The organism is Pullulanibacillus sp. KACC 23026, from assembly GCF_029094525.1.
GTDB lineage: Bacteria > Bacillota > Bacilli > Bacillales > Sporolactobacillaceae > KACC-23026.
Genome location: NZ_CP119107.1, coordinates 3,616,825 through 3,638,883, shown reverse-complemented (window position 1 = coordinate 3,638,883; position 22,059 = coordinate 3,616,825). Strand labels below are relative to the sequence as shown.

The 22,059-nt window shown below is 43.7% G+C and carries 14 protein-coding genes and 1 other annotated feature; of the genes, 9 read left to right on the top strand and 5 right to left on the bottom strand.

Annotated features, from left to right (window positions below):
* Positions 1 to 47 precede the first annotated feature (47 nt).
* Together PU629_RS16850 and PU629_RS16845 are read right to left on the bottom strand one after the other, a co-directional pair.
* The gene (locus tag PU629_RS16850) at positions 48 to 1,361 is read right to left on the bottom strand and encodes an ammonium transporter (protein ID WP_275281210.1); all 1,314 of its coding nucleotides are present in this window, start codon (positions 1,359 to 1,361) and stop codon (positions 48 to 50) included.
* A 436-nt stretch (positions 1,362 to 1,797) separates the two neighbouring features.
* Entirely contained in the window at positions 1,798 to 2,964 is a 1,167-nt protein-coding gene (locus tag PU629_RS16845; RefSeq protein WP_275281209.1) for an LL-diaminopimelate aminotransferase, read from the bottom strand.
* A 228-nt stretch (positions 2,965 to 3,192) separates the two neighbouring features.
* Here PU629_RS16845 and PU629_RS16840 point away from each other — a divergent pair, with 228 nt between their 5' ends.
* The 6 genes from PU629_RS16840 to PU629_RS16815 all read left to right on the top strand — a co-directional run bounded on the left by PU629_RS16840 (position 3,193) and on the right by PU629_RS16815 (position 14,799).
* Positions 3,193 to 3,642: a DUF2269 family protein gene (locus PU629_RS16840; protein ID WP_275281207.1), complete on the top strand. Its 450-nt coding sequence runs from the start codon at positions 3,193 to 3,195 to the stop codon at positions 3,640 to 3,642.
* Positions 3,643 to 5,196: 1,554 nt separating this feature from the next.
* Positions 5,197 to 5,417, top strand: a binding site (T-box leader).
* A gap of 75 nt (positions 5,418 to 5,492) precedes the next feature.
* The gene (locus tag PU629_RS16835; protein WP_275281206.1) at positions 5,493 to 7,196 is read left to right on the top strand and encodes a 2-isopropylmalate synthase; all 1,704 of its coding nucleotides are present in this window, start codon (positions 5,493 to 5,495) and stop codon (positions 7,194 to 7,196) included.
* 268 nt (positions 7,197 to 7,464) lie between these two features.
* Positions 7,465 to 8,622 (top strand): exonuclease SbcCD subunit D, encoded by a 1,158-nt coding sequence (locus PU629_RS16830; RefSeq protein ID WP_275281205.1) that lies wholly within the window; start codon positions 7,465 to 7,467, stop codon positions 8,620 to 8,622.
* The gene (locus PU629_RS16825) at positions 8,619 to 11,714 is read left to right on the top strand and encodes an SbcC/MukB-like Walker B domain-containing protein (protein WP_275281204.1); all 3,096 of its coding nucleotides are present in this window, start codon (positions 8,619 to 8,621) and stop codon (positions 11,712 to 11,714) included. The genes PU629_RS16830 and PU629_RS16825 overlap by 4 nt, the downstream gene beginning before the upstream one ends.
* Before the next feature lie 295 nt (positions 11,715 to 12,009).
* Positions 12,010 to 13,962, top strand: a complete 1,953-nt coding sequence (locus PU629_RS16820) for an NADPH-dependent 2,4-dienoyl-CoA reductase (RefSeq protein WP_275281203.1) — start codon at positions 12,010 to 12,012, stop codon at positions 13,960 to 13,962.
* Between the two features lie 189 nt (positions 13,963 to 14,151).
* A complete protein-coding gene (locus PU629_RS16815) occupies positions 14,152 to 14,799 on the top strand; it encodes a glycoside hydrolase domain-containing protein (RefSeq protein WP_275281202.1) in 648 nt (215 codons plus the stop codon).
* A gap of 193 nt (positions 14,800 to 14,992) precedes the next feature.
* Here the strand turns inward: PU629_RS16815 and PU629_RS16810 are convergent, their stop codons facing one another.
* A complete protein-coding gene (locus PU629_RS16810; protein WP_275281201.1) occupies positions 14,993 to 17,089 on the bottom strand; it encodes a DNA topoisomerase III in 2,097 nt (698 codons plus the stop codon).
* 274 nt (positions 17,090 to 17,363) lie between these two features.
* Here PU629_RS16810 and PU629_RS16805 point away from each other — a divergent pair, with 274 nt between their 5' ends.
* Entirely contained in the window at positions 17,364 to 18,596 is a 1,233-nt protein-coding gene (locus PU629_RS16805; protein WP_275281200.1) for a DHH family phosphoesterase, read from the top strand.
* 257 nt (positions 18,597 to 18,853) lie between these two features.
* Here PU629_RS16805 and PU629_RS16800 read toward each other — a convergent pair whose 3' ends face one another.
* Entirely contained in the window at positions 18,854 to 19,087 is a 234-nt protein-coding gene (locus PU629_RS16800) for an alpha/beta-type small acid-soluble spore protein (protein WP_275281199.1), read from the bottom strand.
* A gap of 165 nt (positions 19,088 to 19,252) precedes the next feature.
* Between PU629_RS16800 and PU629_RS16795 the strand changes: the two genes are divergently transcribed.
* Positions 19,253 to 20,071 (top strand): alpha/beta fold hydrolase, encoded by an 819-nt coding sequence (locus tag PU629_RS16795; protein ID WP_275281197.1) that lies wholly within the window; start codon positions 19,253 to 19,255, stop codon positions 20,069 to 20,071.
* A 229-nt stretch (positions 20,072 to 20,300) separates the two neighbouring features.
* Positions 20,301 to 20,924: a histidine phosphatase family protein gene (locus PU629_RS16790; protein WP_275281196.1), complete on the top strand. Its 624-nt coding sequence runs from the start codon at positions 20,301 to 20,303 to the stop codon at positions 20,922 to 20,924.
* 29 nt (positions 20,925 to 20,953) lie between these two features.
* Here the strand turns inward: PU629_RS16790 and PU629_RS16785 are convergent, their stop codons facing one another.
* The gene (locus PU629_RS16785; protein WP_275281195.1) at positions 20,954 to 21,853 is read right to left on the bottom strand and encodes an SDR family oxidoreductase; all 900 of its coding nucleotides are present in this window, start codon (positions 21,851 to 21,853) and stop codon (positions 20,954 to 20,956) included.
* Positions 21,854 to 22,059: the final 206 nt, after the last annotated feature.

The window sequence follows — 22,059 nt, the reverse complement described above, 5'->3', positions numbered from 1 at the left end:
GGTCTCCTTTCAAAATGAAGAAGAAAAGGAGAGCCTTTCCTTCTTCATTAATTTGCGCTTGAGCTCATTTCTGACTGTCCTTTGTATTTCGGATCAAGGTGTTCAGGATAGCCGTAAGCGCCATGTTCACTAATATCAAGACCGCTGACTTCTTGCTCAGCTGTAACGCGAAGACCGATTGTTTTCTTAAGAATGAAAAGAATGATGAAGGAAACTGCCGCAACGTAGACGAATGCACCTAGTACTCCAAGTATTTGAACGCCGAGCTGGTGGAAACCGCCGCCATAGAATAGCCCCGGCTGACCAACACCGGTGATTTTGACGAGTCTTGGAGAAGCAAAGAATCCTGTGGAAACGGTTCCGATGATCCCGGCAATACCGTGTACGGAAAATGCGTAGATCGGATCATCCAGTCCTTTTTTCTCAAAGTAAACGGAAGTCCAGAATGTAACCGCACCTGCAACTGCACCGACAACGACAGCTGCCCATGGCTCGACGAACGCGCATGCAGCTGTAATGGCAACTAACGCAGCGAGAACACCGTTAACCATTGCTGAAATATCTGCTTTTCCAACTAACAATTGAGCGGTTAGAATGGCAGCAATAGCTCCAGCCGCTGCAGCTAGGTTCGTAGTTAAAGCGACATAACCGAAGAAAGCACCTGATGTCCCCATTGTACTCCCTGGATTGAAGCCAAACCAACCAATCCATAAAATGATACAGCCTATTACAGAGTAAACTTGGTTATGACCCGGAATGGCATTAGGAGTTTTGTTGGCGTTGAACTTACCGATACGAGGTCCAAGAAGCAGAGTACCAACTAATGCTGCAACAGCGCCTTGTAAGTGAACGACTGTGGACCCGGCAAAGTCTTGCATTCCCATTTGTGCGAGCCAGCCACCACCCCAAACCCAGTGACCGATAACAGGATAAACTAGAATGGTAAAAAGAGTGCCGAATATAAAGTAGACGGAAAGCTTCGCGCGTTCTGCAAATCCTCCCCAGGCAATAGCGAGTGAGACGCCTGCAAATGCGAGTTGGAATAAGAATTTTAATGAGACCGGAACATTCGCCCAAGAAAGGGAATCGAACGTTGAGGGAGAGGGGTTATTCAAGAACCAGCCGTGGGTTCCGAAGAGGCTGTTCCCTTCTCCAAAAGTAATGGCAAAACCAAATGCCCAAAAGGCAATGGAAGAGATCGCGAAGCTGAGTATTTGCTTCCCAGCCACGTGGCCAGAGTTCTTCATCCGAGTCGACCCGGCCTCCAGAAGAGCAAATCCTGCTTGCATGAAGATAACAAGAACGGCTGCTAAGAGGACCCAAAGGGAATCTAGCGAGAAGGATAGTTCTGCAGGTTTCATTTAATCACTCCTAATGTAAGTTTTTATAACATGTTACACGTATAATAAGCGGAATAGGGGAAATAGTCAATACGTTTCAGAAAAATTATGTTAAAAAAGTTAACACACAAATAAATTAAGGGTTTAACACACTTATTTTGTTGTGTTTTTACATATTTTGTAAGAATATAGAGTGAAATAGACACGTTTGAGGTGACTTTTTGTATTCGTGTTATAAAACTTAACGTAATAGTTTGGGGAATGAAAAGGTTGATGTGAGGTTTTGTAACAATTTAAAGTTTTGGATTGAAAAGGAGGCGTTAAATAAAGAGGCTCGGACAAAACTAAACAAACTGACTTAACTTACAAATGAAAAACCGAACCTATCACGTTAATCTGTGAATAAGTTCGGTTTTTTCGATTCGTCAGGATACGTCTGTCCCGGCCTCTCTAGGCTTTAAGATTGAAGCATGTCTTTTATTCGCTCTGCTGCTTCTTTTAATAGTGCTTCAGGCTGTACAAGTGCCATCCGAACATACCCTTCTCCTTGTTTTCCAAAGGCATTGCCAGGAGTCACAACGACACCGGTACGATCGATTAACTCATATGTAAAGGATTCGGACGTATAACCCGCTGGAAGCTTCGCCCAAACAAACATGGCGGCGGGAGGTGATGTTACGTTCCATCCCGCCTCATTTAGGCCGGTGATTAAGACGTCACGTCTTTTTTCATAGAGCAGTCGATTGGCTTTCGTAAACGTTTCACCATGTAATAAAGCTTGAATGGCTGTTCTCTGAATAGGAGAGAAAATACCATAATCAAGATTGGATTTTAATCGTTCAAGTTCCTGAATGATTTCTGAATTCCCCACTGCGTAACCAATCCGTGTTCCCGCCAAATTGAAGCTTTTGGAAAGTGAATTGAACTCAACGCCTACCTCTTTTGCTCCTTCAACACTCATGAAACTGATTGGCTTGTGCCCATCAAAAATGAGCTCACAGTATGCGAAATCATGGACAACAATTAGCTCATAGTTCTTGGCAAACGAGACTGCTTCTTTAAAAAAGGCCTTTGTAGCGAGAGCTGGTACAGGATTTCCAGGAAAGTTAAGGATCATGAGCTTCGCCTTTTGAGCCACCTCTTCTGGAATAGTCGATAAATCGGGCAAAAAGCCATTTTGTTCTTGTAAAGGTAGCGGGTACAAGTCAGCGCCGGATAGTTTGACTCCTGCTTCATAAGCGGTATAGCCGGGGTCTGGGACTAGGATGATATCCCCTTCCTCAGCATAGATCATAGGAAGGTGGACAAGACCGTCTTGAGACCCCATAACTTGCAGTATTTCAGACTTTGGATCCAATTCAACATTGAATTTCTTGTAGTAGGCGGCAACGGCTTCATTAAATTCTTGGCTTCCGGAAAGCGTATAGCCGTATTGAGCGGGATCCAATGAAGCCTTAGACAACGTTTCCATCAAGAAAGGCGGTGGTCCCTGATCTGGACTGCCGATACTCAAATCAATCAGTGAGGCGCCTTCTTGACTTTTTTTTCCTTTATAGTCAGCGAGCTCGCTAAAAATAAGTGTTTTAAATGAGCTTGCTGTTCTTGATAATGGCCAATTCGACATGCGGACACCTTCCTTTACTTCCATTTATCATAAGTGATAGGCCCCGATTTATAAAGTGATTAATGGTCGACGCTATATATTGGCCCCTCTTAAGTGTTTCAATGGCGTGACACCGCTTGGGGGTGCGCACTAAAATCTATTTTTCTTAATGCTTTTATGAGATTCCTCACAGTTTTAACTTAATGATTTAGATATAATAGTAGAAACAAAGTTTAAGGAGTTTCATTTATGTTATTTAAATTATTGCTTCTCATTCATGTGGCATCAGCAATCTTTGGGCTCGGACCGGGTTTTGCCTTTATTCCGATTAAGCAATCGGCGAAAACACTCGAGCAGCTGCGCTTTGCGTATGCGGCAAACGGCCTGCTCCATCGATTTGTTATGATTGGCGGTTTTCTACTTCTCCTTACAGGGCTTCTTATGGGAAGTTTTAACCACGCCTTGTTTCATCAGGGTTGGTATGTGACAAGTCTCATTATTTATCTAGCCGCACTCGCATTAGGCCCCTTTTACTTATCTCCTAAGGTAAAGCCGATCCATGCTTTGTTGAAGGATGCTAAAGGACCTGAGATTCCAGAAGAGTACTATGAACAGCATAAGGCCGTTCTTAGGGGAGAATGGGTGCTCAATGGCTTATTCACTCTTATTATTATTCTTATGTTAACGAAACCCTTCTAACTTAACGTTTGCTTCTGTTTTAAGTGAGGGCTCAAGCCAAAGGAAAGGCTTCATTGAATTAATGAAGTTCTTCTTGTTGTTTAGGAAATTATAAAATTCTTGACTTGTGGATACATCGACATTGAAACGTCGTTTTTTGTGCGAAAATAACCTCGCTTTGCGCGGGCGCGGCAATACGTCCGCGCAAAGCGAGGCAATCGTCGTACACGTAAAACGATTAGGCGTAACCAGAATACGTTATCCGCCTGCAATTGGGCTGAAATGCCGAAATAAGAGAATGGCGTTACGCCTATTTCGGTAGAGCGTAACGAGGCTACGCTATCGTCCGCTAAACTGGGCTGAAATGCCGAAATAAGAGAATGGTGTTACGCCTATTTCGGTTGAGCGAAACGAGAATACGCTATCCGCCTCCAAATGGGTCAGAAAGCCGAAATAAAGGACTGCCGTTACGCCTATTTCGGTTGAACGTAACGAGAATACGCTATCCTCCGCTAAACGGGGCTGAAATGCCGAAATAAGAGAATGCCGTTACGTCTATTTCGATTGAGCGTAACGAGGCTACGCTAACCTCCGCGAAATGGGCCGGAATGCCGAAATAAAGGACTGAGGTTACGCCTAAATCAGATGAGCGTAACGAGAATACGCTAACCTCCGCTAAACGGGGCTGAAATGCCGAAATAAGAGACTGCCGTTACGCCTATTTTGATTGAGCGTAACAAGGATTCGCTATCGTCCGCTAAACTGGGCTGAAATGCGGAAATAAAGGACTGCCGTTACGCCTATTTTGATTGAGCGTAACGAGGCTACGCTAACCTCCGTTAAACTGGGCTGAAATGCCGAAATAAGAGAATGCCGTTACGCCTATTTTGATTGAGCGTAACAAGGCTACGCTAACCTCCGTTAAACTGGGCTGAAATGCCGAAATAAGAGAATGCCGTTACGCCTATTTCGTTTGAGCGTAACGAGAATACGCTATTCCCTCTCTCAATTGCCCATTTGAGTCGTTAGGCGTAACGAGCATTCTCTATTTAACTTGGAACGGCCCATTTTACCCAGGAAGTTGACCAGTAACGTAGCCTAGTTACGCTTCTTATGTTAAAACGGGACGATTTTCCACATTGGTTAGACAACCACCCATTTTTGTTAAGTGTTTAAACATAAAAACAGTGTCCGAGAAAAACTCATAGGTCAAATCTATACTTGGGAAGAAGGGAGTCGCGGCATTAGCGATTTTGTTCTTCAAGCGAGCCTATTGATCAAAAAAAGTCATCTGCTGAGGCTGGGACAGACGTAGTTGACGAATCGAAAAAAAACCGATCTTATCACAGATTAACGTGATGGGTTCGGTTTTTCATTTGTAAGTTAAGTCAGTTCGTTTAGTATTGTCCCAGGCTCTTTTTTTGGATAGATTTAATTCTTAAAAAAATAAAATAATTTCCAAGCTTTAATGCGTTACAGGAATTAATAAAAAACGCTTTCATGATTAATTTTCACAAAAAAATGGGGTTGACTGCATTAAAAAAACACCATATAATAAGTGAAAATTTAAAATGATTAAACACGATGATTGGGAGTACTAAGGTTCTATTATTGTTTAGAGAGCTGTCGGTTGGTGCAAGACAGTCAATAATCGCCCCAACTCACCCAGGAGTGGTAAGACTGAGCAACAAGCAGGTCTTAACGGATGGCATCCGTAATCAGTCCTTAAAGTGGATCGGTTCAGTGAACGATCAAAAAGAGTGGTACCACGTCGGTTAAAGTCTGTCGTCTCTTATGGGATGATGGGCTTTTTATTTTTATAGCCTAAGAACAAGGGTTAAAAAACGGATCAAGGGAAAGGGTGGATTTGAATGAAAAATGTGGAAAAATATTCAAGAAGCTATTTTATGCCGCCAGTCGAGAGCTTGAAATGGGCTCAAAAGGAGTACATTACAGAAGCGCCAACCTGGTGCAGTGTGGACCTTCGTGACGGGAATCAGGCACTTGTTGTCCCTCTAACTTTACAAGAAAAGTTAGAGTATTTTCAGCTTCTGGTAGATATTGGGTTTAAAGAGATTGAAGTAGGCTTTCCGGCTGCATCCGAGACCGAGTTTGCTTTCTTACGGGCACTCATCGAACAGGATTTAATTCCAGATGATGTGACGATTCAGGTTTTGACCCAGTCCAGGGAACATATAATCGAGAAAACATTCGAGGCATTAAGAGGGGCAAAGCGTGCGATTGTCCATCTTTATAATTCCACTTCTGTCGCACAGCGCGAACAGGTCTTCCAAAAGTCAAAGGAAGACATTATCGAGATCGCGGTGAGCGGGGCAAAACTTGTCCAGGAGTATGCCGCGAAGACGGAAGGCTCTTTCGTTTTTCAATATTCCCCCGAAAGCTTCACTGGAACTGAAGTTGAGTTTGCCCTTGAGATTTGTAACCGTGTCCTTGATGTTTGGCAGCCTACTGAAGAAAACAAAGTCATCATTAATCTTCCGGTCACGGTATCTTTATCGCTGCCTCATGTGTACGCCAGTCAGATTGAATACATGAGTGACCATCTAAATAAGCGTGAGCATGTCATCTTGTCCATTCATCCCCATAATGACAGAGGGACAGGGGTTGCTGATTCGGAGCTCGCTTTACTTGCCGGCGGTCAGAGAATTGAAGGAACTTTATTTGGCAACGGTGAGCGAACGGGAAATGTTGATATCGTTACACTTGCCTTGAACCTCTATTCTCACGGGGTGGATCCGCAATTGGATTTTGAGGATATCCCAAGTATTCTAGCCGTTTATGAGCGCTTGACGAAAATGACCGTTCATGAACGCCATCCCTATGGAGGGAAGCTCGTGTTTACCGCCTTTTCTGGTTCACATCAGGATGCCATTGCGAAGGGCTTTAAATGGCGTGAGGATCACCCTGATGAAAAATGGAAGGTTCCATATATTGTCATTGACCCGCTAGATATTGGGCGTGAGTATGAAGGGGATATCATTCGAATTAACAGCCAATCGGGTAAAGGCGGGATTGGTTACTTACTTGAACAGCAATACGGTTATGATCTTCCGCCGAAAATGCGTGAAAACTTTGGCTACCGTGTCAAACAGGTTTCTGACCACGAGAATAAAGAACTTATGATCACTGAGATCTATGATATTTTTGTTAAGAGTTATGTCAATAAGCAATCACCTATTGAGTTTCTCAATTTCCGTTTTAAAAAGTCAGATGATTATCAAACCTTCTTAACGATTAAAATTCATGAGGAAGTCGATGAAATTACGGGTGTTGGCAATGGTCGTCTTGACGCCATCAGCAACGCGCTTCAAACCAAGTTTGATATAACTTATTCAGATCTTGTGTATCGTGAGCATGCCCAAGAAATCGGGTCAAAATCTAATGCGGTTTCTTATGTTGGGATTACAGACGAAAACGGGCAAATCCATTGGGGGGCTGGCATCGATGCGGATATTATGAATGCCTCTGTTAAAGCCCTATTCAGCGCCGTCAATAATCTCGTTGTCACAACGAACCACCCCATAGTGTCCGATGCCACCTTTTCAATGAAATAAAATAAGAGCCGCTCCCTTTGAGGGAGCGGCTTTTTCTTTGCTGGATAGTGAATCCTCGTTACGTTTGTGAGTTTTAGAGGGAACGAGGATTCGCTATTTCGTCTGTTTGGGAGGAATTTTAAGGTTAGAGGTAACGAGAATACTCCGTAACAGCCGTTCTATTTTTGTGAAGTCAAAGTTAGTCTGTCTTGCCAGGATTCTCCTTTCTGCTCTACGTTTATTTCCTATATAATAGAGTCATAGTGATAAGTTTCGAGGAGGGTTATAAATGAAGTTTTTCCATACGGCGGATTGGCATTTAGGAAAACTTGTTCACGGCGTTTATATGACAGATGATCAGCGATATGTCCTTGATCAATTTGTAGAAGCGGTAGAGGCCGAACGTCCGGATGCGGTTATTATTGCCGGGGACCTCTATGATCGGGCAGTACCGCCGACGGACGCGGTTGAATTGCTTGATGATCGGTTACGCACGTTAGTCATGGATCTAAAGACACCCGTTATTGCGATTGCGGGTAATCATGACAGTCCCGGCCGCCTTGATTTTGCAACGCAGCTGATGGCCTCAAACGGCCTCTATCTGATGGGCCAACTCAAGCCATCCCTTGAGCCTGTCATTTTACAAGATCAGTACGGAGAGGTACATGTGCATCAAATCCCTTATGCGGAACCGGCGGTCATTCGGCATTTATTAGAAAATGAAGAGATTCATAGCCATCAAGAGGCCATGTCCGCTTTGATTGAACAAATAGAGGAGCGCCTTGATCCAAAGGCGCGACATATTTTAGTCGGACATGCCTTTGTTACGGCGAGTGGTGAGTCTGAGCCTAACACAAGTGATTCGGAGCGCCCACTCTCAATTGGCGGAGCCGAACATGTCAGTGCAGAACTGTTTAAGTCCTTTCATTATACGGCTCTCGGACATTTGCACCAAGCTCATTATGTAGGGAATCCGACCATTCGTTACTCAGGCTCGCCTTTAAAATATTCCATCTCTGAGGAGCATCATAATAAAGGCTATTTAGTGGTTGAATTGGACCAGGACGGGCAGGTGACGGTTGAGCATCGCTCGCTTAAGCCAAAACATGAGATGCGGACGGTTGAAGGAAAGCTAGATGATCTTTTAAAAGGAAAGATGAGCGAGGATTATGTGTTTGTCCGATTATTGGATGAAACACCGATTTTAGCACCTATGGAAAAAATTCGCTCTGTCTATCCTAACGCGATGCATGTGGAACGGATTCTTTCTCAGCCTATTGCCACGCAAACGGTAGATGGGATTCAAGGCAGGCAGACATTGACCGATCAGGAGCTTTTTAAAGCTTTTTATAAAGAAGTAACAGGAGAGGCGCCAAAGGAAGAAGCTGAAGCCTTATTTATCGAAGTGCTTGATGACGTGCGGAAGAAAGAGGTGGAATTGGTATGAGACCTATCAAACTGACGCTTACTGCTTTCGGTCCGTACAAGAAGACACAGGTGATTGATTTTCGGGAGCTCAAAGAGATGGGACTCTTCCTTATTTCAGGTAATACTGGAGCAGGAAAAACCACCATTTTTGATGCTGTTTGTGTGGCTCTTTATGGACAGGCAAGTGGTGAAGATCGCAAGGATTTGTCCCTTCTCAGGAGTCATTACGCCGATGATGAGGACTATACATCAGTCGAACTGATTTTTCAGCTGAAGAACGAGACCTATCGGGTGTTTCGTCAGCTCCCGCACGTCAAGGAAGGCAATAAAAGTCCAACAGGTGCCAAACATGAACTGTATCAAATAATCGGTGAGGAAGAACTGCCAATTGTCGATCGGATGATTGTGACAGAGGTAAATAAGAAGCTTGAAGCGATCCTTGGCCTTACAAAAGATCAATTTTCTCAAATCGTGATGCTTCCTCAAGGTGAATTTCGCAAACTCTTAACCTCGGAAACGGAAAATAAAGAAGCGATTCTGCGGCGGATCTTTCGGACAGAACCCTATCAATGGATGGAAGAACGGTTGCGTGAAAAACGAAGCGATGTCAAGCGATCCTATGATCAAGAGAGTCTGTCTTTAAAGAGACTGTATGATTTTATTAAGAAGGAATTGCCAGAACGAGAGCATTCGATGCTGACAGAGGTGATGGGACGGGAACATTATAATAGTCAGCAAGTTTCCGAAGCTTTAGAGTTGGAAGCGAATTTTTACGTGGATAAGGTGCTCGAGCTAGAAGAGGCTTTTGAAAAAGCGGACGGTGTCTATAATCAGCAGTTGGAACGCCTGCACACGGCAGAAGTGCTGCACAACCAATTTGTTCGTCTTGATGAATTGCGAAAAGAAAAAGCGGGTCTTGAAGCGAAAGAGTCAACCTATAAGGAATTGGAAGAAACACGAGAACTCGCTGAAAAGGCTTCGCGCCTAAAAGTGTATGAAACCTATTTACTGACTGCAAAACAAGAGGCAAAGGAGAAGCAGGAAGCCCTTGCTTTGGCCAAGTCCCGCCTAGAGGCTATCAAGGCTGATCTAGAACAGGCGCAGGGAGCGTTTGCGGAGTTGGAGCGTGATCAGCCGCTTCGGGAGCAGCTAAAGTCTGACCTAACCCGGTTGACCGATCTCTTGCCAAAGGTCAAACAGCTTAATGAAAAGCGGCAGGTGTTAGCGGGTCTTGAACAAAAAGCTGAAGCGTCATTGAAATCATTGACAGAGCTTAAGCCGCAAGTGACCAAACAAGAAACAGAGCTTGAGAAGATCACCCTTCAGATACGTGAACAAGAAGCTTTTGTTAAAACTAGAGCTCAAGAGGAGTCTCTTTTAACGAATTATAGAGAGCAGATCAAGCTAATTAAACTGGCCAAACAGTTGAGCGCCTCGCTTCATCTCTTACAGTCAGAAAAAGAAGCGAAGTATAAGGAAAGCATGCGCGCTAGAGAGACGATGATTCAGATCGAGAAGGTTTGGATTGACTCACAGGCAAGCTTTCTCGCCCAACACCTTCATTCTGGAGAAGCTTGTCCTGTTTGCGGAAGCCTTGAACATCCAAATAAAGCCATTCCAGCGAGTTATTTACCTTCGCGCGAAGAATTAGAGCGTGCGCGGCAAGTTTCCCAGGAGGAAGAGAGCGAGCTGCAAAAAATGGTCGGAAGGCTCTCTACTTTAAACGAACAATGGACGCAGGTGCAAACGGAACTTGAAGCGGCAAATGTCAGTAGTTCTGACCTGGATCAAGCCTTTAGTCAATTGGTTGAAAAAGGGAAAGAACAACGGCAGATTGTGGACAAGATGAAACAGGTTGAAGAGCAGCTGCAACTTTTAAAAGAGGACCATGACCGACGGACATATGCTCTAAAACAGATGAGAGACCAGTTAGCAATGGCCTCAGATCATCATGCTAAATCTCAGTTGATCTATGAGAAGGAAAAAGCGATCTACGAAGAAACGCTTAAGCAAATTCCCGAATCATTAAGAGATTGGACAACCTTTGATCACCATTTGCGACAAGTAAAAACGGAAGCTGAGCGACTCGAAATGATTTGGAAAAAAGCTCAGGAGCGATTGCAGGAAGTGCAATCAGCGTTTACTGCCCAAGTGACCCGTTTAGAAAGTGCAACTGAGCAAAAAGCTGAAGCTGAGGAGAAATTGAAGAATGCTCAGCAGACATTCGATGATCAAAGGCTATTAGCCGGGTTTGAAACGGAAGAGGCTTATCAAAAGGCAACGCTTTCGGATGAAAGGCTCAGCCGTTTATCAGAAGAGCTAAAAAGCTATCGGGAGAACTTACAACGGGTCCGGCAACAAGTTCTTGACCTCGAACAAACATTAGCGAATAAAGAACCATCCGACCTGGAGGCATTAAGACAATCTCTTCAAGAGAAGAAGAGCCAAAAGGACCGGGTTCAGGCAGAAAGGGATCAATATCGGCAACTCAAACAGCGGGTCTTATCCATTGGTCAGAACCTTTTGGAGCAGCGGAGCCGTCTTGAAGCGGTTGAGAATCAACTCTCGACGATTCAAGATCTCTATGATGTGATCAGAGGCCATAATACGAAGTCCCTCTCGCTGGAGCGTTATTTACAAATTGAATATTTAGAACAAATTATTCAGCATGCGAATCTTCGTCTTCAGAAGCTTTCAAATGGTCAATTCCATCTGATTCGAAGTGAACGGATTGAGAAAAACAATCGGCCAAGCGGTCTTGGGCTGGACGTGTATGATGCTTATACAGGTCAGACACGCGATGTTAAATCCTTATCAGGCGGTGAGAAATTTAATGCCTCGCTTTCTTTAGCACTTGGAATGGCTGATGTGATTCAGGCCTATAAGGGCGGTGTTTCTATAGAAACGATGTTCATCGACGAAGGCTTTGGCTCACTTGATGAAGAATCGTTAAACAAGGCGATCGATGCTTTGATTGATTTACAAAAATCGGGCCGGATGATTGGTGTGATCTCACACGTGCAAGAACTTAAAACCGCGATCCCCGCTTTGCTTGAAGTGAAGAAAAATAAAGAAGGCCACAGTCAGGCTCGTTTTGTTGTAAATGTTTAACAAGCTCACGAATCAAGAAACGACTTTTATTCTTAGGAATTGAAGGTCGTTTTTCTTTTTTTTGGCTGTTTTCGTAAACTTGTTTTTTAGATTCCAATAAGCTCGCTTTCCGCGGGCAATCTGTGAGCCTCCTCGGTCTTTTTTTCTAAATAAGATTGTGTGAATGGCTGCAAATGGTTAACGCCACATTTCTTAAAAGTTTCCATTTTTCTGATTGATTGTTTAATAAAATTAGCCTACGATAGAAATAGAAAACGCATACAAGGGGCAGCGCCCAATAGAGGAGGCTAGCGGTGTGACATTTGATCATCTTTTTAAACCAATAAAAATTGGCAGCCTTGAGCTTCCAAATAGAGTTATGATGGGTTCCATGCATGTTGGGTTAGAAGGTGTAGAGGACGGTGCAAAGGCGCTCGAAGTGTTCTATCAAACTCGCGCGAAATCAGGTGGTCCTGGACTGATTGTAACAGGAGGAGTGGCAGTCATTGAGGAAGGCGAGGGAGGGAATCATTTCTTAGGTTTCTATCGTGAAGAGGATTGTGAGGTGCTCAGATCTGTCGTGAATGCCGTGCATGAGGTTGGTGGACGATTGGCTGCACAGCTATTTCATGCAGGGCGTTATGCCGTGCTTGACCCTTCTCGCGGCATTCAAGCGGTGGCTCCTTCTGCGATTCGTTCCCCCATTCATCGCCATACACCGATTGCTTTAACAGAGGAGGGGATTTTTCGCACGATTGAGGCCTTCGCTGAATCCGCCAAACAAGCTCAGTCGATCGGCTTTGATGCCCTAGAAATTATGGGGTCGGAAGGGTATCTGATCAATCAATTCTTATCTCCCGTGACGAATCAGCGTGAAGACGACTGGGGTGGCAGTTTTGAGAAACGCTTAGCCTTTCCTCTTGCGGTTATACGAGAGATTCGCAGAAAGGTGGGTCCAGATTATCCAGTTATTTTCAGAATGTCGGGGATTGATCTTATTCCAGGAAGCAGCACGGATGAAGAAACATTGGAGATGGCGCAGCGCTTTGAAGCGGCGGGTGTGGATGCTCTGAATATTGGGATTGGCTGGCATGAATCGGCGGTGCCGACGATCTCGACAATGGTTCCTAGAGCAGGTTTCATTGATTATGCTCAAGCGATCAAACAAGTTGTCGAGATTCCAGTTGTCGGAAGCAATCGAATTAATGATCCAGCGGTGGCCAACCGGCTTTTAAAGGAAGAAAAGTGTGACCTCGTTTCCATGGCGCGGCCTTTTTTAGCAGACCCCGAGCTGCTGCAAAAAGCGGCGGCGGGCGAGACGGATCGTATTAATACATGTGTCGCTTGCAATCAAGCCTGTCTCGATCATGTTTTTGAAGGGAAACCGGCCTCCTGCCTGGTCAATCCTCGGGCGGGTCGCGAACATCACTGGTTGCTTGAAAGGGTAAGTGTGCCTAGACGAGTGGGGGTTATTGGCGGTGGCGTGGCAGGCTTAGAAGCAGCGCGTTCACTCGCTTCAGCTGGCCATCATCTCACTCTTTTTGAAGCAAACTCCCGTATTGGCGGTCAACTGCTGCTTGCAAAAGAAATCCCGGGGAAGGAAGAGTTTGCTGAAACGCTTCGCTATTATGAAACTGAACTTGAGCGGCTAGGGGTTTCGATTCGATTGAATACAGAGGTTACAGAGGAGACGTTATCACGACATGGAAAATTTGATCAAGTCGTGGTAGCGGTTGGCGTTACCCCTAGAATCCCAACTATAAAAGGGATTGAAGGCCCAAATGTTATGACGTACGCAGAACTTTTAAGCGGGGTTAAGAATCCAGGAAATCGAGTGGTCATTATTGGTGCAGGCGGTATTGGGTGTGATGTGGCCCATTATTTAATTGATAAAGGAATAACCGATATTAAGATGTTGCGCCGAAATGGACGAATGGGTGACGGCCTTGGTAAAACCACCAAATGGGCCTTGCTTCAGCATCTTCGGGAGAATGGCGTTCAATTTTTAACTCAGCTTAGATATCGCGAAATTACTTCTGAAGGCATTTGGATCAATCGTTTAACAGAAGGAAGAGAAACTGAATCGCTTCTGCTTAAAGCAGATACCATCGTCTTGGCAGCGGGACAGGAGTCTAATGCATGGGTTGCCTCTAATGATTTGTTTACTAAAATTGGGGGAGCAAGATATGCAGGGGAATTAGATGCTAAGCGAGCCATTTATGAGGGGGCGAGGTTAGCTTACACCGATCGTCTAGTCAAAAGAGGTTAATAGAAGTTAACAGAGATAAACGCAGGGTTCTTATAGCCCTGTGTTTAATCGTGCGCTGCCTATTCTAATAAATAGTTTAAGTAAAGTGATCCTCTGCTAAATCTTAGTAGACCTGACAATCGTCACTTTTCCCTAGGCTCTCAATATAATGATTGAAGGTGTATAACAATCATCAAGGGGCTGGGACGCTTGGCGACTTATTGGGGAGTGGATTCGGCTGCTCCGGTTACAACTCATTTATACAACTGTGTAATGGAGAATTTAGGAAAACCTGCCTTTTGGGGGAGGTATTTGAAGACGGTACAAGGGTCGGCAGATGGGCTAACTGCTGAAGAAATTAAAAGAATCCATAGTAGAGGGACAAAAATTTTACCCATTTACAGCAGTTTTCAATCGGCTGTTGGCTATAGGAAGGGATCCGTAGAGGCTCAAAACGCTATTTACTATGCCAACCGGTTAGAGGTTCCAAAAGGGGCACCTATTTTTGCTAATGTTGAGAAATTCTTTGATGTTGATGCGAATTGGTTAAACGGCTGGTTTGAGGCTTTCTACCGATCGCCCTACCAACCTGCTTATTATTTCGACTCTGAAGAAGGAAACTTTATGCAGGCTTTTTGCGAGGCGATTGGGACTAACAAGAAAATCAAATCTCATACGATTTTATGGAGTGCTCAGCCGGAACCCGGTGAGACGCCAGCCAACCGTAAGCCGGCGTATAAACCGATCGTGCCGCCTTGTGGAGGAAATGTGTGGGGATGGCAGTACGGTCGAAATGTATCGAGCTGCCCTGTTGACACCGATCTTGTCGAACCAGAGCTTTATTTGAAATTATGGTAGATTCAAAAAGGCCGATCTGAATCCCTTAAGCGGGAAACCAATCGACCTTTTTGTTTTAGTTGTTTTTAGAAGATGGGGGGGGCCAACTGTTGTCTCCCGAGTTTTCAAGCAAAACGCAAGTAGCAAGCTTTCTTTAGGACAAGCTTGCATGGAGCGCTCTCATTTAGAAAAAGGTTAGGAAGCTTCCACTTTGTTACTCATCTTTGGTTTCCATAGCGGCTTTAAGGGCATCGGCTAATGGATTTCCAAGTCCGCCATCATCAGGGCTGTACTTTTTGAGAAGCTTTCGCGCTTCATGTTTGGAGACATTTTTCTTTTTGTCAGTTGCTTTTTCGACGATATTACAAGTGCGGCATTGGAAGTAAGTTCCGGCCTTTCCATTATGAATTTCCATTTTTTTATGGCAAGTTGGACACCGGCGATTCGAAAGCTTGGGATCCTTTCGGCGACGATAGCGGCATTCTTGGTTCGAACAAACAAGAATGCGGCCATCTTTTCCTTTGACTTCCTTCATTAATTCCCCGCATTCCGGGCATTTTGAGCCTGTTAAGTTATGCGCCCGGTAGTGCTGATCACTGTTTTTGACTTCATTGATCAATTTCTTGGTTTGTTCCAGAATATTGGCCATGAAATCAGCTCGGTTCCCTTTACCGCGGGCAATCGATTCGAGTTCGCGTTCCCATTTCGCTGTCAGTTTTGGCGATTTGAGATCCTCATTCACTAAATCAATTAATTGTTTGCCTTTTGGGGTTGGAAACAGTCTTCCATTCCTTCGATCGATCGATTGGTTTTGGATGAGCCGTTCAATAATTTCTGCTCTTGTTGCGGGTGTCCCTAATCCATATTTCTCCATCCGCTTAAGAAGGTCCGCTTCAGAGAGGCGTGATGGAGGTTCGGTTGTATGAGAGGACAGAGAGAGATTTTGAATGGTGTACGTTTTACCCTCTTTTAACTCTGAGAACCCAGCTTGTTTCACAGACTCTTGTGGATGAGTCACGCGTCTATAGCCTAAGTCCACGGTTTCAGTTTCACTTGCGGTAAAGGTTTCCGATTGACAAGTAAAGACGGCTTGATAGCTTTTATACTGATAAGGACTCATGAAAAGGGCAAGGAAGCGGCGGACGATCAACTCATAAAGTTTCGCTTCATCGCTTGTGAGATCGCGTAAAAAGGCAGGTTCTTCTGTTGGAATAATGGCATGATGATCCGTTACTCTTGAATTATTAAAGACCCGCTCTGCTTGAACGCGGCCGCCTTTATTTCGAAGGAGAGGCTGCGCTTCTTCTTTGTAAGCATGGGCAACGGCTTTTAACCGGTCGCCCATTGTGCTTCTCATGTCTTCGGTCAGGTAGCGGGAATCCGTGCGCGGGTAGGTGACGATTTTATGATGTTCATAAAGACCTTGAAGCACGTTTAAGGTTTTCTTTGCTGAAAATCCAAACCGAATGTTGGCATCTCGTTGTAAGTCGGTCAGGTCATAAGGAAGCGGCTGGGCTTCTTTTTTTATTTGAGATTTTAGAGTCGTAAGCTGAGCGGATTGGTTTTTCAATTTTTCTTCTAGCTCATGCGCTTCCGCTTCATTAAACAAACGCTTTTCACCATCACGCTCGAAAACGGCTGTAACAGGTCCAATCTGCGCTTTGAGAGACCAATAGGGTTTTGGAACAAATCCTAATATCTTCTTCTCCCGATCAACAATCATAGCAAGTGTTGGTGTTTGCACGCGTCCTGCCGATAAAGGATCATTGTATTTGGTCGTCAGGGCACGCGTTACGTTTAAACCGATTAGCCAGTCCGCTTCTGCTCGGCAAACGGCGCTTTCATAAAGCGACTCGTAATTCCCGGCTGGTTTGAGCGTGCGAAATCCCTCTCGAATGGCTTGATCCGTTTGGGAGGAAATCCACAATCGTTTAAGCGGCTTCGTCCAACGAAGTCTTTTAATAATCCAACGGGCAACTAATTCTCCCTCTCGCCCGGCATCCGTTGCGATAATGAGTTCTTTTAGATCATCACGCTTTGCAAGTTGTTCAATGCCTTTAAAGTGATGGGCGGTCTGTTTAATCACTTTAATCCCCATGTGTTTAGGGATAATAGGCAAATCCTCCATCTTCCATGTTTGATAAGCTTTATCATAATCCTCTGGCATTTTCAACTCGAGAAGATGCCCAAGGGCCCAAGTAACAACGTAATTCGGTCCTTCAATATAATGTTTATGTTTATCTTTAAGTCCAAGCACGCGGGCCATTTCTCGTGCAACGCTTGGTTTTTCAGCAAGAATCAGTGATTTCATAATAAGCTCCTTTATACATACTCATCATTAGTATAGCGGAAATAAGTTAAAAACCAAATGAAGAAGGGTTGCTTCACTACATTGATGATAAAATAAATTGTAAAAGAAGGTCATAATAAGGAGAACTTAAGTTTCGAAGACGTGCGTCAGACGTTTAGAGCTGTTAGGATTGATTTATACTAGGGCGGTGCAGAGGTTGATTGAAGATGCCAATACATATACGATTGCTCAAAAAGGGCTTTAAGCTGCCCTTTATAATTAGGAGGATATAGAGATGATCAAACTTATTACGGACAGTGATCTTGACGGCGTTTCTTGCGGCATACTTGCAAAGTTGGCGTTTAATGAAGCGGCAGAGGTTCTCTACACAACGCCAAGATGGGTCGACCAACGTGTGAAAGAGACACTCCAAAAGATTGAGGACAGCACGAAACTCATCATTACGGATTTATCAGTAAGCCCTGAGGTAGCTAAGCTCGTTAATGATGCGGTTAAAAAGGGCCAGGCTGTTAAATTAATTGATCACCACGGAACAGCTCTGTTTCTAAATGAGTTTTCTTGGGCAGATGTAAAGCCTGAAGATATAACGGGGAGAAAGACATCGGCTGCGTCACTTTTCTATGAAGATTTAAAGACCAATAATAAATTAGGGGAAACAGAAGCACTTGATACTTATATTGATTGGGTACGTCAATACGACACTTGGGAATGGGATGAAAGAGGGACTTATCAAGCTAAACAACTGAATAGCTTGTATGGACTGATTGGCCGTGAGCTTTTTGAAGCGGAAATGGTGACACGTTTGACCAATGAAACGGTCTCCTTCTCCTTTAGTGATACAGAAGAAACCTTGTTGCGTGTAGAAGAGAAGAAAGTAGACCGGTACATTAATTCTAAGAAAAGACAAGTTGTTCAGACGACAATCGACAATTACTGTGTCGGAGTGGTTTATGCGGAACAGTATCAATCGGAATTAGGAAATTTATTGAATGAAGCTTATCCGCATTTAGATTTGATTACAATGGTCAATCCTGGGACTAAAGGGTTAAGTTTTCGTACCATTCATGATGCCATCGATGTATCTGTACTCGCCTCTAAATATGGCGGCGGCGGTCACCCGAAAGCATCTGGTGCTGAACTGACGGAGGCGGCCTTTAAGACCTTCATGCAAGAAACCTTTTCTATGGCACCGATTAAACCAGATCCTGAGCGAAATGAGTTTAACCAGAAAGAATCCGAATTTGGAACCTGTTACGCGAATCGTAAGGGAGACAAACTGTTTATTCGGAAATTGGGAGTCAATCAGTGGGAGGTCCTGTACCAAGGCAAGAAATGGGGGCAGACCTTTAATCAATTTTCAGACGCAGAAAGAGCCATTAAGAGGGAGTTTGGGGTTTGGCTTCGTTATGATGATGAACTGTTCTATCAGATTACAAGTTCTTTTCCACTGACTCTTGAGGAAGTCAAATCGCGTTATAAAGAAATGATGGCTCTCTTGATGCAATAAATTTAAGCTTTCATTTAAATTGAATCCGACCCGTCTAGAAAAAAGGGATCGGATTCTTTTTATCCAATAAAAAAAGCCAGGATAAGCATCCTGGCAAACATAAGGGTAAGAGAATGTAACAAAATAAAAGCTTAATAATGTCGAAAAAATCTACTACCTGACTTATTATAACATCTATATATTAGATGGACTTTGGGAAAATAGGCTTATTTAAAAGTGAATAATCAGGTGGTTAAAACTAAAGTTTTCCCAAATGCCTAATCGGTTTTGTTTGAGGTCGAAAGCTGTTGTTTAGCTCGCTTAATGAGTTCATGAACCATTGGGCCGCCAATATGCCCTCCGACGGTCCCAGCCTGTTTAGCGGTCAGGTTCCCATTGTCCCCCTTTTTTAAGGGAATATGATGCTCTTTTGCTATCTCGTATTTAAGTTGGTCAGAATTGAGGCTTTGATGATCCATTCCTTTATTTTGAAAAGCGGTTGATTTTGTCATCCTTATCACTCCCATAAGATTAAACTTCCCCTTTTGTTCATTCGGATGTACAGGGTGAGACAGAAAATAATGGAAAGTGGTCTTACACCACCTCACTGGATATTTAATACTAATAATACATATAAACTGTTTATGTCATAAATGGATATAGAAAGGGTGTAGGATATGTCCCCTTATATTAAAATAAAGGATGTTAACATATATTATGAAGTGAAGGGAAAGCCGTTAGATGGTCAACATCCCACCTTACTTCTTGTACATGGGTACCTCTCTTCGTTATTTAGCTTTAGAGACCTTATTCCTTACTTAGAGCCTCACTTCTCCATTCTATCCATAGATTTGCCTGGCTTTGGCAAAAGTGAAAAATCGAAACACTACGAGCATTCCCTGGATAATTATGCGGAAACTTTGCTTGCCATTTTAACTTATTTTAATAGAGATCATGTCATATTGGTCGGGCATTCGATGGGGGGCCAGATTTGCTTTCGTGCCGCTAGAAAGGACCCTAAGCGGGTGGAAAAAGTAATCGGTTTATCGGCTGCAGGTTATATGGGGCCGGTAAAAAAACAGCTAAGAATGGCGACTAAAATTCCTTTTTTTCCTTTCTTCTTGAGACTATACTTTCAAAAGTATAATGCTATGAAGACTTTTTTGGATGTGACTCATGACCCTTCTATAATTACAGAGGAAATGATGGAAGGTTACAAAAAGCCTTTAAGAGAAAAGGCGTTTTATCACTCTTTGACGAGACTTATACAAGATCGAGAAGGCGATTTGACGACACCAGAAGTTGGGGAGATTGAACAGCCGGTTCTATTGTTATGGGGAAGACAAGATCGAATTGTTCCGTTAGAGATTGGGGAACGTTTTAAAAAAGAAATGAAACAGGCTGAATTGAAAGTTTTTGAAGAAACCGGTCACTTGCTTCCGGAAGAACGTCCTAAAGAAGTTGCAGAAGCCATCATTCAATTCATCCATGAATGAACCCAAAAGGGGCAAGGTTCTTTTTAGCCCCTCTTGGGTTCTTTTTTTTAGACGACTGTTGGACGAGATCTGTTCCCACCTTGTGGCGCTTTCACTTTTCTAATTCTAATGACCTTTCGACATGAGAAGGGAATGGGGATAGCTTTATCGAAATGTAAGTATAGTAAGGTTTGGGTTAAATGATCATAGAGTATTGTCCTGATATTTATTAGAAGAAGGAGTGACAAGCATGGGACGGTTATATTTGACCCGTCATGGTGAAACAGTATGGAATAGAGAACAACGTCTGCAAGGCAGGGCTAATTCCCACTTAACAGAACGTGGCATACGGCAGGCCGAGGAGCTTGCTTCTCGCCTTGAGAATAAATCGATCGATATCGTGATATCGAGTCCAAGTGAAAGAGCGCTTAAGACGGCAACGCTATTAAATGTGAAACACCAGCTCCCCATTATTCAAGACGAGCATTTCCTAGAGATGGATCTCGGTGATTGGGAAGGTCAATTGAAGGCGGATATTGAAAGACATGACCCTATTCGTTCAAAGCATTTTTGGCAAGAACCCCACTTATATAAAGCAGCAAACGGGGAAGATTTTTATGATCTGAGAAATCGAGTGCTTCCAAGAATGAAAAGCATTCTCCAAGAAAATAAGGATCGAGACATTCTTCTTGTCACACATGCGGTCGTTTTGAAGACGCTCATGGCTTATTTTGAAAATCGCCCGCTAGAGAAATTGTGGGAGGGTCCGTTCATCCACAGTACATGCTTAACCGTTATTGATTTCGATGGAGAGGAATCTGACATTCTCCTATATGCAGATACCTCCCACTATAGTGAACCCATTTCATTTTAAAGAAATTTTATAAAAAACCTTCTTAAGTGTTAACCATTAACAATATCGCCGCCATTAATATGAAGAACTTGTCCGCTCATGAAACGGGAATCATCACTGGCGAGGTACACATAGGCAGGTGCGAGTTCAAAGGGTTGTCCGGCACGCTTCATTGGCGTGTTGTTTCCAAATTGGCTAACCTTGTCCGCATCAAAGGAAGCAGGAATTAACGGTGTCCATATTGGCCCTGGTGCCACCGCATTCACTCGAATATCCTCTTCGGCAAGCGCTAAGGATAGAGACCGGGTAAAGGACACAATCGCGCCTTTCGTCGAACTGTAATCGATGAGCGTCTTGTTTCCTTTATAAGCCGTGATCGATGCTGTATTAATAATGGATGCTCCTGCCGTCATATGCGGTAAGACCGCTTTAGCCATAAAAAAGTAAGAAAAAAAGTTGGTCTCAAAGGTTTTGTAAAGCTGTTCTTTTGTAATCTGAAGGATCGACTTCTGTGGGTATTGGACCGCACAATTATTAACAAGAATATGGGGGGCGCCGTATTGGGCTAAGGTTTCTTTAACCGCCTCCTCGGCGCTTGTTTCTTCACGCAGGTCTTTTTCAATCAAAAGGCATTGTCCGCCGTAAGCGTTGATCATCTGTTTGGTTGCCTCGGCATCCTCTTTTTCATTGAAATAGACGATCGCAACCTTCGCCCCCTCTTTGGCAAAAGTGATGGCCACGGCACGGCCGATGCCGCTGTCTCCTCCAGTAATGATCGCTATTTTATTTTTTAATTTTCCGCTTGCTTTGTAGGAGGGGTTATCGGCAATTGGTAAAGGATTCATTTCATGCTCATGCCCGGGCATCTGGGATTGATGTTGCGGCGGGAAGGTATGAACAATGGTTTTTTCTTTTTGTTCTTTATTAAAATAAGGCTGTGTAGGATACAAACGAAAAACCTCCAGTTATCTTGAATTGATGTTAGTTTGGTTCAAGATTCAGAGGTTCATACTTCTCAGGTTGCAAAAAAGCGATGCCAAAAGGCATCGCTTTTTTTGAGAATAAAGACCATAATCCGCTGATTTTACTCGAAAAAACTCGAAAGTTATATAAGATTCGACAAAATTAACCGGTACAGTCCAGTTTCTTTTTGTGG